This window comes from Microbispora corallina, assembly GCF_016863035.1.
Taxonomy (GTDB): domain Bacteria; phylum Actinomycetota; class Actinomycetes; order Streptosporangiales; family Streptosporangiaceae; genus Microbispora; species Microbispora corallina.
The window spans coordinates 363,519-374,746 of the sequence record NZ_BOOC01000002.1 but is presented as its reverse complement, the minus strand read 5'-3'; the positions used below and the strand labels follow the sequence as shown (position 1 = coordinate 374,746).

At 74.1% G+C, this 11,228-nt stretch carries 12 protein-coding genes; 4 read left to right on the top strand and 8 right to left on the bottom strand.

Annotation, left to right across the window (positions count from 1 at the left end):
• Nucleotides 1-36: 36 nt before the first annotated feature.
• A complete protein-coding gene (locus Mco01_RS03930) occupies nucleotides 37-1,407 on the bottom strand; it encodes an amidohydrolase family protein (protein WP_204055490.1) in 1,371 nt (456 codons plus the stop codon).
• A 75-nt stretch (nucleotides 1,408-1,482) separates the two neighbouring features.
• On the opposite strand from Mco01_RS03930, the gene Mco01_RS03925 reads away from it, so the two are divergent.
• On the top strand, nucleotides 1,483-2,007 hold the full coding sequence (locus Mco01_RS03925) for a MarR family winged helix-turn-helix transcriptional regulator (RefSeq protein ID WP_204055489.1): 525 nt from the start codon (nucleotides 1,483-1,485) through the stop codon (nucleotides 2,005-2,007).
• On the opposite strand, the gene Mco01_RS03920 is transcribed toward Mco01_RS03925, so the two are convergent.
• Both Mco01_RS03920 and Mco01_RS03915 read right to left on the bottom strand, forming a co-directional pair.
• A complete protein-coding gene (locus Mco01_RS03920) occupies nucleotides 2,004-3,338 on the bottom strand; it encodes a serine hydrolase domain-containing protein (protein ID WP_204055488.1) in 1,335 nt (444 codons plus the stop codon). The two genes, Mco01_RS03925 and Mco01_RS03920, sit on opposite strands and share 4 nt — an antisense overlap.
• A 15-nt stretch (nucleotides 3,339-3,353) precedes the next feature.
• Nucleotides 3,354-3,989 (bottom strand): MerR family transcriptional regulator, encoded by a 636-nt coding sequence (locus Mco01_RS03915; RefSeq protein WP_204055487.1) that lies wholly within the window; start codon nucleotides 3,987-3,989, stop codon nucleotides 3,354-3,356.
• A gap of 149 nt (nucleotides 3,990-4,138) precedes the next feature.
• On the opposite strand from Mco01_RS03915, the gene Mco01_RS03910 reads away from it, so the two are divergent.
• Complete coding sequence (locus Mco01_RS03910) at nucleotides 4,139-4,372, top strand: hypothetical protein (RefSeq protein ID WP_036322524.1); 234 nt, start codon at nucleotides 4,139-4,141, stop codon at nucleotides 4,370-4,372.
• Here Mco01_RS03910 and Mco01_RS03905 read toward each other — a convergent pair.
• The 3 genes from Mco01_RS03905 to Mco01_RS03895 are packed head-to-tail and all read right to left on the bottom strand — an operon-like array spanning nucleotide 4,330 to nucleotide 7,030.
• Nucleotides 4,330-5,310 carry an SIS domain-containing protein gene (locus Mco01_RS03905; RefSeq protein ID WP_204055486.1) on the bottom strand — a complete coding sequence of 327 codons (981 nt, stop codon included), beginning with the start codon at nucleotides 5,308-5,310 and terminating at the stop codon, nucleotides 4,330-4,332. The two genes, Mco01_RS03910 and Mco01_RS03905, sit on opposite strands and share 43 nt — an antisense overlap.
• A gap of 17 nt (nucleotides 5,311-5,327) precedes the next feature.
• Nucleotides 5,328-6,419 (bottom strand): hypothetical protein, encoded by a 1,092-nt coding sequence (locus Mco01_RS03900; RefSeq protein ID WP_204055485.1) that lies wholly within the window; start codon nucleotides 6,417-6,419, stop codon nucleotides 5,328-5,330.
• Nucleotides 6,416-7,030, bottom strand: a complete 615-nt coding sequence (locus Mco01_RS03895) for a TetR/AcrR family transcriptional regulator (RefSeq protein ID WP_036322522.1) — start codon at nucleotides 7,028-7,030, stop codon at nucleotides 6,416-6,418. The genes Mco01_RS03900 and Mco01_RS03895 overlap by 4 nt, the downstream gene beginning before the upstream one ends.
• A gap of 108 nt (nucleotides 7,031-7,138) precedes the next feature.
• On the opposite strand from Mco01_RS03895, the gene Mco01_RS03890 reads away from it, so the two are divergent.
• Together Mco01_RS03890 and Mco01_RS03885 are read left to right on the top strand one after the other, a co-directional pair.
• The gene (locus tag Mco01_RS03890; protein ID WP_204055484.1) at nucleotides 7,139-8,407 is read left to right on the top strand and encodes a glycosyltransferase; all 1,269 of its coding nucleotides are present in this window, start codon (nucleotides 7,139-7,141) and stop codon (nucleotides 8,405-8,407) included.
• Nucleotides 8,404-9,801 (top strand): aminobutyraldehyde dehydrogenase, encoded by a 1,398-nt coding sequence (locus Mco01_RS03885; protein WP_204055483.1) that lies wholly within the window; start codon nucleotides 8,404-8,406, stop codon nucleotides 9,799-9,801. Before Mco01_RS03890 ends, Mco01_RS03885 begins: the two co-directional genes overlap by 4 nt.
• 16 nt (nucleotides 9,802-9,817) lie before the next feature.
• Here the strand turns inward: Mco01_RS03885 and Mco01_RS03880 are convergent, their stop codons facing one another.
• Nucleotides 9,818-10,498 carry a DNA alkylation repair protein gene (locus Mco01_RS03880; RefSeq protein WP_204055482.1) on the bottom strand — a complete coding sequence of 227 codons (681 nt, stop codon included), beginning with the start codon at nucleotides 10,496-10,498 and terminating at the stop codon, nucleotides 9,818-9,820.
• Entirely contained in the window at nucleotides 10,495-11,169 is a 675-nt protein-coding gene (locus Mco01_RS03875) for a TetR/AcrR family transcriptional regulator (RefSeq protein WP_204055481.1), read from the bottom strand. The genes Mco01_RS03880 and Mco01_RS03875 overlap by 4 nt, the downstream gene beginning before the upstream one ends.
• Nucleotides 11,170-11,228 lie beyond the last annotated feature (59 nt).

Sequence of the window (11,228 nt, the reverse complement as noted above, 5' to 3'; positions counted from 1 at the left end):
CTCATCCGGAACGGCGGTTGTCACCGGAGCATAATGTCACCTCGGGGTTGTACTCCGGCCGAGGGCCTGGGCCGACACATGCCGGGCCGACCGCTCCGCGAGGTCCCGCGCCCGGGCCGTGTCCGGGCCCACGAGGCGGCCGCCCCGCTTGACCACCCGGCCCGCCACGAGCACCGTGTCGACGGTGGAGACGTCGGCCGCGGTGACGACGGCGGCCACCGGGTCGTGCACGGGGGCGAGGTTCGGCGCCCCGGCGTCCAGCAGCAGGAGGTCCGCCTGCTTGCCCGGCGTCAGCGAGCCGATCCTGTCGGCCATCCCGATCGCCGTCGCGCCCTCGATCGTGGCCATCCGCAGCACGTCCGCGGCGGTGAACGGCCGGTCGGCCGGCCGTCCCGGTCGCGACCGCTCCGCCGCGAACGCGGCGCGCATGACCGCGAACATGTCGCCGGGCACGGCGGTCACCGTGTCGACCCCCAGCCCGGTCGGCACGCCCGACTCCCGGAACCTGCCGGTCTCCGGGAGTCCGTGCCCCATCTGGCACTCCACCGCGGGGGTCACGGAGGCCGTCCCGCCGTTGGCCGCGACCAGCTTCATGGCCTCCTCCGGCATCCCGTTGCCGTGCACGAACAGCACGCCGGGACCGAGCAGCCCGTTCGCGTGCAGCCGCTCGACCGGGCCCTCGCCCGTGGCGTGCAGGCTGATCGGCAGTCCGAGCTCGCGGGCGAGGAGCCAGTCGGCCCGCGCCGCCTCGACGGAGCCGTAAACCGGGCCCCAGGCCGCGAAGGCGGGGGTGACCAGGCCCGGTTCCGCCGACGGGAAGTGCTCGGACCTGAACCGCCGTACTGCGGCCTCGTCACGCGCGCCGTCGCCGGGACCCGGATGGGCGTACGCCAGGACGGCGCGGACGCCGGACTCGCGCAGCGCCGCCACGGCGGCGTCGGTGTGGGCCGGGGTGAGCTGGATGTGGGACCAGTCGTACAGGGTCGTGACGCCGGCGTTCAGGGCCTCGATCGCGCCCCAGAGCTCCGCGGCGTACACGTCCTCGGCGCGGAACGCCGGGGCGAGCCGGCCGAGGACGAGGTCGAGGTAGCCGCCGAGCGTCGCGTCGGCCGCGATCCCGCGCAGCACGCTCTGCCAGACGTGGCGGTGGGTGTCGACGAGGCCGGGCAGCACGATCCGGCCGGTCGCGTCGATCACCTCCACGTCCCCGCCGTTCACGTCCCCGCCGTTCACGTCCCCGCCGTTCACGTCCCCGCCGTTCACGTCCCCGCTGGGACGGTCGCCGCGCGGGGGCTCGGGCCCGACCGAGACGATCACGCCGTCCTCCACGACGACGCAGGCGCCGGGGAGCACGCGCGGCTCGGGCTCGGTGTCGATCACGGTGCCGTTCACGATGACGGTGCGCATGGAACTCCTTCATTGAGAAAGCTTTCCTAAAAGCTTTATCGAAAGCTATCAGGGAAGCGGGCTAGGCTCAAGGCCATGACCGATCGCGACCTCGTCGACGAGGTGATCGAGGGGTGGCGGGCCGAGCTGCCTGAGGCGGCCACGGTCGAGCTGGAGATCGTCAAGCGGGCCGGGCGGCTCAAGGGCCGGGTCGAGGAGGTCACCCAGGTTGTGCTCGGCCGGTACGGCCTGACCTACGCCGAGTTCGACGTGCTCGCCACGCTGCGGCGGGAGGGCGAGCCGTACCGGCTCAAGCCCAGCCGCCTCGCCGCACGCTCGATGCTGACCACGGGAGGGACCAGCAACATCCTCCAGCGGCTGGTCGGCGCCGGGCTCGTCGAGCGCGAGCCCGACCCGGCCGACGGGCGGAGCTCCTGGGTGCGGCTCACCCCGCTCGGGGTCCGGCGGGCCGAGGAGCTGGCCATGGAGACGACCCGGGCGCACAGGGAGATGCTGGCCGGCGTCCCCCCGGCGACCGTCCGCGCGCTGGCCGACCTCCTGCGCGACGTGCTGCTCGCCCTCGGCGAGCGCGCCGAGGACGAGGCGCCCGCGCCTCGCTAGCCCAGCGCCGCGTAGACGGCCTCGGTCAGCCGGTACGCCCGCAGGCCGTCGCCGAGCTCGGTGGCCAGCCGGTTCATGGTGTACGCGAGTGCGAGGCCGCGCTCCGGGTCCCCGAGGCCCACCGACCCGCCGAGCCCGGTGTGCCCGAACGCCGACGCGACGCCGGCGGCGGGGGTCAGGAACGTCATCGCCGGCCGCATGTACCCGAGCCCGAAGGCGCTCCGCGCGCCCAGCACGCGGTCGATCCCGTCCGACCGCGGCCGCAGGGCGTCCGCGAGCGTCGCGGGCCGCAGGATCCGCCCGGCGACCAGGTCGCGGTAGAACCCGGCCAGCGCCCGTGCGGTCGTGACCAGGCCCATCGCGGGCCATCCCGCCCGCAGGACGACGGGGTTGTTCGCGCCGCCGGGCAGCAGGGCGACCGGCGGGTTGCCCAGCGCCCGCAGCATCAGGTCGCCCCCGGCGTACGGCGCGCCGGGCGGCCCCTGGGCGCCCGCGCGACCCATGACGGCGGCGCCTGCCGTCCCCGTGACGGCGGCGCCCGGGGTTGCTGTGACGGTGGTGCCCGCGGTCCCTGCGGCGGCGGCGCCCGCGGTCTCCGCGGCGGCGGTGTCCGCGGTGCCTGTGGCGGCGCCGGCGGGCCCGCTCCCGGCCGGGGCGCCGTCGCCCGCCCCGGCCGCCGCGTGGTCCGGCCGCCGTCCTGCGGACAGGCGGGCCGCCCGCTCCGCCACCTCGGGAGGGGCCCCGAGCCACATCTGGAGGCCGCGCGGCCCGGCGATCTCCGCGGCCACCACCTCGCCCGCAGTCACCCCGGTGACCCGGCGGACGATCTCGCCCACCAGGAAGCCGTACGACACGGCGTGGTAGCCGTGCTCGGCCCCCGGCTCCCAGATCGGGGCCTGCCCGGCCAGACGGGCGGCGATCGCCGGCAGGTCCTCGAACTCCTCGACCGGCACCTGCTCCTCGATGGCGGGCAGCCCGGCCCGGTGGCTCAGCACGTGCTCGACCGTGACCCCGGCCTTGCCGTTGGCGGCGAACTCCGGCCAGTACGCGCTCACCGGCGCCCGCACGTCGACCAGCCCGCGCTCGGCGAGCAGCAGCAGCGCGGTGGCCGCGACGGCCTTGGTGCAGGAGTACGCGAGGACCGGGGTGTCGCACTCCCACGGACGGCCGGTGCGCCGGTCGGCCAGCCCGCCCCACAGGTCGACGACCGGCTCGCCGTCCAGGAACACCGCGAACGCGGCGCCGATCTCCTGACCGGCCGCGAAGTGGCGCTCGAACACCTCCCTCACCTGCGAGAAGCGGGGGTCGCAGTGGCCGTCGATCGTCGTCATGGGCACCCCCTCACACTAGGTCGCGCCGAGGATCCGGGCGGACTCGGATTCCTGCGCGAGGCGGCGGAACACGTCGAGGACCCGGCCGTACAGGACCGTGCAGATCACCAGCGTCTCGACCGCCACCTCGCGCGGCCCGTCGAAGGGGATCCTGCTCATCTCGTGGTCGTGGGCGAGCCGCATGGCGGAGGCCGCGTACGGGAGGAGGTCGGCCTGGCCGGCCGGCATGCCGAGCCGCTTCAGCGTGACCAGCGCCCGGGCCAGCTCGTCGCGGGTGGGCGCGAGCGGGGTGACCGTCCAGCCGAGGCCGGCGATCAGCTCGTCGACCGTCTGCCTGGCCTCCCGCAGGTCGTCGTCGCCGGCGTCCGGCTCGGGCGCCGCCCCGAGTGCGTAGTGGGCCGTGCCGAGCATCGTGTGCACCGGGAGATCCTCGTCCTCGACGGCCTCGATCACCCGGCGGATGGCCGCGACCGGCAGCCGCCCGACCTCCAGCAGCGCCCGGATGAGCCGCAGCCGGCGCAGGTGTGACGGGCCGTACTCGGCCCGCGTGGCGGCCGTCTGCTCGCCCGCGGGCAGCAGGCCCTCCCGCAGGTAGTACTTGATGGTCGGGATGGGCACCCCGGATTCGGCGCTGAGCTGGGAGATGCGCATGGACCGATGCTAATGGATAGCCATGCTATCCAAACAGGGCGGGGTCGCGACGAGGGGGGATTACGGGCGCTCCTGGGGTGAATGGGCTACGCTCCGTCTACCCCGGACCGGCACCGGCCCGAGTGGACGGACACGCGCGGAGAGCACCCATGGGCAGGCACAGGCGCGGTAAGACACAGGGCATCGAGACCGTGGGGGATCTGATCGAGGCCCTGGAACGGTTCGATCCCGACCTCGAAATCAGGTTCGCCGTCCAGCCGCGCATGCCGATGGGCTACCGGGTGGGCCCGCTCGCGGAGTTCGACGACATCCTGTGGATCGGCGAGGCCACCTCCGACGGCTACGTCCCCGACGGGGCCGCCAACCGGCTCGGCTGGCGCTGACTCCGTTCCCACCAGGTGGCGGCGACCAGCTCGGCGACCAGGGTCTCGGTGAGCAGCGCCACGTCCGGGTCGTCGTCGTGGCGGTACCGGACCGAGGCCGCCTGACCCGGCACGTCCCCGCCCACGGTCAGCACCGTGCTCCCGCGCTCGCGGATCCACTCCATGGCCTGGCCGTCGTACCGCGACCCGGGGAACAGGAGCGCCCGGTAGTCGCGGGTCTTGGTGAGGTAGACGTCGACGTGGGCCCAGTCGCCGGTCTCGCAGGCGTCCGCCGGGCGGCGCGGTCCCTCGCGGACCATCAGCGCCGACTGCTCGGCCGACGACAGCCGCTCCGCCGGGGCGATCGCGTAGACGCCGTCCGGGCCGTCGAGCAGCGCGGCGGCCTCCTCCAGCCACTCGCCCCGCCGGTCCAGGAGGTCGGCGGAGGCCTCGGCCGCCCGCCGTACGAGGTCCGGGAGCCCGGGACGGCGCGTGAGCGCGAGCAGCAGGACCAGGGTGTGCTGGAACGTCCGGCAGGCCACGCCGCCCCGCTCCTCGCCCGCCGTCATCGGGACCACCAGATCGGCGCCCTCGGTCACGGGGGACCCGGGCACGTTGGTCAGGGCCACGACGAACGACGAGCCGGCGTGCCTGGCCAGCGCGTCGAGCGTCTCCCGGCTGCCGCCCGTGGCCGAGACGGCCACCGCGACCGTCCCCGGGCCGGACGGGGTGCCGTACGCGGCCGAGGCGTACTCGGCGACCGCGTCGACCCCGGCCGCCCGCAGCCGCTGGGCCGCGACCCCTGCGGCGTAGCGGGAGCTGCCCATGCCGAGCAGCACCAGGCGGCCGGCCCGGGGGGGCAGCCCCGCGAAGGGGTCGCCCTCGTCCAGGAAGGCGGCCAGCGCCTCCAGCGCCCGGGGCTTGTCCTCCAGGTCGGCGAGGAAGAGCTCGGGGTTCACATGTCGTCCCTTCGTGGTCAGGGGTACCAGGACCGCAGCACGCCCATCGGGACGTACCGCCAGCGCGGCAGGTGGCGGGCGGCGTAGATCAGCTCGCGGCACTCCTGCTCGACCTCGAACGGCCGCAGCAGCGACAGGTCGAGCAGCTCGGCCCGGCCGCCGCCGGCCAGGGCGTCCGCGTACGCCGCCTCGAGCGAGGAGCGGGCGGACGCGGCCCACGCCGCCGTCGCGTCCGGGTCGGCCGACCGCCGCCGTACGGCGACCCGGCCGGCGTGGTCGACGCTGGTGGACAGCTGGGCCAGGTCGCGGGCCGCGGGCTGGTAGGCGTCCGCGCCGGTCACGGTCGGGTTGCCGTCGAAGTCGACCACCGCGTAGCCGCCGCTCCACCGCAGGATCTGGCCCACGTGCAGGTCGCCGTGGATGCGGATGAGCGGCGACGGGCCGGCGCCGATCAGCGGGGCCAGCTCGCGCCGCAGCGCGCCGGCCCGTCCGGCCAGCCACGCGCCGTCCTCGCCGTCCGTCAGCGTCAGCGCCTCCCGCAGCGCCTCCTCCGCCCGGCCCGCCCAGGCCGCGGGGGACGAGTGCCGCACCGGGTCGGGGAAGACCTCGGACGGCGTGGCCATCGCGAGGTGCAGCTCGGCGGCCAGGCGGCCGATCTCGGCGGCGAAGCCGGTGCGGCCGGCCACCGCCTCGTCCACGCACCACTCCCAGCCGTCCCGGGCTCCCGGCAGGTAGGCCGTGACCAGCGCGACGAGGGCGTCCTCCCAGTACAGCGCCGCGTACGGCCGGGCCGTACGGGTGAAACCGGCCAGGTGGGACAGCAGGCCGGGCGCGGGGTGCGGCGCGCGCGACGGCCGGGGGAACCACTTGACGACCACGGTCTCACCCGCGATCACCGAGCGGTTGGTCTGGTCGACCGCGACGGCCCGCTCGCCGGGCGGCACAGGGGGCAGCGGCGCGAACGCCCGCGCCGAGAAGGGGGGCGGGGGAGCCGCGCCCTCCGCGAGCGCCCGCACGACGGCCGAGGTCACCCCCTCCGCCGGGTCGAGGGTCAGCGAGCCGTCCGCCGCGACCGCCACCGACGGCCAGCCCCGATCTGCGGACGTCATCGAGCCGGCGCCTGGAGCGGATGGCCGGTGGCCAGGCGGGCGTACCCGAGGATCAGCTCGACCGCCGTGTCGGGGTCGATGGAGTGGTGGCGGGCGATGACCCGGTAGCCGTAGGCGTCCTCCAGCGCGACGAGGTTGCGTCCGATCGTCTCGGAGTCGTGCGCCAGCCGGAAGACGCCCTGGGCGGCGCCGGTCTCCAGGATCGCCTGGTACATGGACACCTGGCGGTCGAACAGCGTGGTGAGCAGCGTCGCGTAGACGCGGTTGCGCCCGGCCGCGCCGCCCAGCTCGCACAGCAGCCGGACGCCCGTGTCGTCGGGCCCGTCCGGCAGCCCCGACCTGATCGTGGTGACGAGCCGGACGGCGGGGTCGGCGATGCCGCTCGCCGCCCGCACCCGCCGCTCATGGAAGCGCTCCATGCCCGCGTGGTGGGCCTCGATCAGCAGGTCGCGCAGGTCGGGGTAGTGGTAGAGAACCGCGCCCGAGGTGAGGCCGGCCTCCTCGGCGATCTGGTTCAGGTGGACGCCCTCGACGCCGTGCTGGATGATCGCCCGCCGGGCCGCGTCGATGAGGTCGACCCGCCGGGCGGCCCTGCTCTTGCGCTGAGTCATTGCACCCCGCTTCATCGTCCGCGACACCATACTCTCCCAGCTCTTGACGGGCGCAAGGGCCAGGTAATTGAATCTCGCTTCAACTGGAGAGGCGGGAGGGGTCCCCATATGTCGGACAAGCAGCTGACGATCCTGTTCATGCCGGAGAGCGCCTACGGGCCCACCAACAACTGCATCGGGATCGGGGACGTGCTGCGCCGCCGGGGCCACCGGGTCGTGTTCGCCGCCGAGGCGTCGTGGAAGGGCAAGCTGGAGGCCCTGGGCTTCGAGGAGGACCTGGTCGACCTCGCTCCGCCGGCCGAGGAGGAGCAGGACCCCGGCCAGTTCTGGAAGGACTTCATCCGCGACACCGCGCCGGAGTACCGCAAGAGCACGCGGGAGCAGCTCGACACGGTCATCAGGCCCATCTGGGAGGCGCTGGTCGACGGCGCCAAGTACTGCGAGCCGCAGCTCAAGGCCATCGTCGAGCGGGTCGGCCCAGACGTGGTCGTGGAGGACAACGTCGTCGCCTTCCCCGCCCTCGTGACGGCGGGCGTGCCGTTCGTACGGATCGTCTCGTGCAACCCGCTGGAGGTGAAGGGCCCGGGCGTCGCGCCCCCCTTCTCGGGTCTGCCCGCCGACGGCACGGGCTGGGACGCCTTCCGGGCCGAGTACGACCGGACGCACCGCGAGCTGTGGTCGGCGTTCAACGAGTGGGTGGTGGAGCAGGGCGCCCCGGCGCTGCCCGACCTGGAGTTCGTCCACGAGGGCGACGCCAACCTCTACGTCTATCCGGAGATCCTCGACTACACGGCGGAGCGGCCGCTCGGCCCGTCCTGGACCCGGCTCGACTCCTCCGTACGGGAGACCGACGAGGAGTTCACGCTGCCCGAGATCCCGAGCGAGGGCGCGCTCGTCTACTTCTCGCTCGGGTCCCTCGGATCGGCCGACGTGGAGCTGATGCGCCGGATCGTCTCCGTGCTGGCCCGCACCCCGCACCGCTACATCGTCTCGAAGGGGCCGCTGCACGAGGAGATCGAGCTGGCCCCCAACATGTGGGGCGCCGAGTTCGTGCCCCAGACGAAGATCATCCCGCTTGTCGACCTGGTGATCACGCACGGCGGCAACAACACCACCACCGAGGCGCTCCACTTCGGCAAGCCGATGATCGTGCTCCCGCTCTTCTGGGACCAGTACGACAACGCCCAGCGCGTGCACGAAACCGGGGCGGGCGTGCGCCTCGACACGTACGGCTTCGCCGACGAGGAGCTCGTCGGGGCGATCGACCGGCTGCTGGGGGACGACGCGCTGCGCGCCCGGCTCGCGGCGGCCGGCGAGGAGATCCGCCGCCGAGACGGCCTGCGCCGGGCCGCCGACGTCATCGAGAAGCTCGCATGACGGTCCTGGTCAACCCCGCCGACGGGCGGACGCTCGCAGAGGTGCCGGACACGCCCCCGGAGGCGGTGGCCTCCGCCGTGCGGGCGGCCCGCGCGGCGTTCGAGCAGTGGCGCGAGACGACGCCGGGGGAGCGGGCCCGGGTGCTGCTGCGCCTGGCCGACCTCGTCGAGGCGGACGCCGAGGAGCTCACCCGGCTCGAGGTCGAGGAGACCGGCAAGCCGGCCTCCGTGTTCCGCGACGGCGAGCTGCCGTTCGGAGTCGACAACCTCCGCTTCTTCGCCGGGGCCGCACGCTCGCTCGACGGGACCGGCGCGGGCGTCCTGAGCGCCGGGTACACCTCGATGCTGCTGCGCCGGCCGATCGGCGTGATCGGCTCGATCGCGCCCTGGAACTTCCCGTTCATCATGGCGGTCTGGAAGATCGGCCCGGCGGTCGCGGCGGGCAACGCCGTCGTGATCAAGCCGGCGCCGCGGACACCCCGCACCACGCTGCGCCTCGCGGAGCTCATGGCCAGGGCCGGCGCGCCGGAGGGCCTGCTCCAGGTCGTGACCGGCGGGGCGGGCGTCGGCGAGGCCCTGGTCACCGACCCGGGCGTCGACATGGTCAGCGTGACCGGCTCGACCGAGACCGGCCGCGCCGTCATGCGGGGAGCGGTGGCCGGGCTCAAGCGGGTCCACCTCGAACTGGGCGGCAAGGCCCCGGCGCTCGTCTTCGCCGACGCCCCGCTGGAGGACATGGCCGCCGGGGTCGTGATGGGCGCCACCTACAACACCGGGCAGGACTGCACCGCCGCCACCCGCGTGTACGTGGAGAGGTCCCGCTACGCCGAGGCGGTGGAGGCGCTTCGGGAGGCCCTGTCGCGCGTCCGGCCCGGCGACCCCTGGGCGGCCGATTCCGACATCGGCCCGCTCATCTCGCCGGAGCACCGCGACCGCGTCCACGGGTTCGTCTCCCGGGCCTCCGGACGCGTCGTCTGCGGCGGGCGGCCGCTCGACGGGCCGGGCTTCTACTACCCGCCCACGCTCGTGGCCGACGCCGACCAGGACAGCGAGATCGTCCAGGGCGAGGTCTTCGGGCCCGTGCTCGTCGCCCTGCCGTTCGACGGCGAGGACGAGGCGGTCCGTCTCGCCAACGGCACGCCGTACGGCCTGGCCTCGTCGGTCTGGACGGCGGACGTGTCGCGGGCGCTGCGCGTGTCCCACCGGCTGGACGTGGGGGTGACCTGGGTGAACGACCACCTGCCCATCGCCTCGGAGGCCCCGCACGGCGGCGTGAAGGGCAGCGGCGTCGGCAAGGACATGAGCCAGGAGGCCGTCCTGGAGTACTCGGTGACCCGGCACCTGATGATCAAGCACGCGGCCCCCGCGGCCCGGGACTCGTTCCGCCCGGCCTGAGCCTGCGGGAGACGGCCTAGTCGCCGGGGACGTTCTTCAGCGCCTCCCGGCGGCTGAGGCCGGTGATCCTCTTGTGGTCGACGTACCGGACGACCTCGCCCGGGTTGGTCTTGGCGTACTCCCGCAGGGCCCAGCCGATGGCCTTGCGGGCGAAGAAGTCGGTGTCCGACAGGCTCGGCTCGATGCAGGCGTACAGCAGGCCGACGTCGGTGCGCTCCTTGAAGGAGTTCTGGCACAGGATCGCCGTGCGCCGCTTCCACAGGTCGCCGTCGCGCGCCCACTCCAGCATGAGCGGGCGCATGCTCTCGGGGAAGAGCCGCAGCAGGGTCCCGACCCGGTGCACGGCGATCTCGTCCACCAGGTCCCACCAGGCGCCGGTGACGACCATCTCCTCGTACATCGGCACGGTGTAGAGCGTCTGCCAGGGCCGGTAGAACCGGTGCGCCGTGAGCTCGATGGCGGCGTACCGCTCCTCGCGGTACTCGGCCTCCCGCCAGATCGCCAGCACGGCCCTGCGCCACTCGGGGGCGCTGTCGAGCCGGTGCTCGGCGAAGACGCGCCGCAGCGCGGCCCGCCGCGGCACCGCCGGCACGCCGAGGAACGGCATCTCCGACTTCATGTACGCCCGCATGCCGGCGGCCTTGGAGGGGTCGGCGGCCTCGGTCAGCGCCAGCCGTACTTCCTTGACGAGGCTCATGGACGCGGGCTCGCCCCGTCGCCGCTGGCCAGGCCGTCGAACAGGACCTTGACGTAGTGGTCCGCGAGGCCCTCGGTGTCGAGGCGGCCGCCGGGCCGGAACCAGCGCACGGTGACCCAGATGGTGTCGCGGATCATGCGGTAGGTGAGCTTCGGGTCGACGTCCGCGCGGAACTGGCCGACGGCCTGGCCGCGCTTGATCTGCTCGACCCACATGCGCTCGACCTCGTCCTCGGCCCGGACCAGGTAGTCGAACCGGTCGCCGGGCAGCGAGCGCAGGTAGTTCCAGTCGTTCTGCATCACGGTGATCGCGGCCCGGTGGGCCTCCAGCGTGCCGAACCCGATGCGCACCATCTCCGACAGGACGGCCCGCGGGTCGGACCCGTTGTCGAGGGCGACCCGGTAGCGGGCGATCAGATCCTCGAGGAAGGTGCGCAGCACCTCGTCGACGATCGTCTCCTTGGAGTCGAAGTGGTGGTAGAGGCTGCCGGACAGGATTCCGGCCTCGAGCGCGATCTCCCGCACGGTCGTCGCCTGGAAGCCCTTGCGCGCGAAGAGCTCGGCGGCGAGCTTCACGAGATGGTCGCGCCGCTCCGACGCCGATCCCGCCGCCGCCGCGCGCCTGCCGCGCACGGGTGCGGCGGCGCCCCCCGGATCCTTACGCTGGTTCACGGACCCATTATGGCTGTCAAGCAAGAGCTTGTTCACGCCCCCCGCCTTCCCGCAACCGC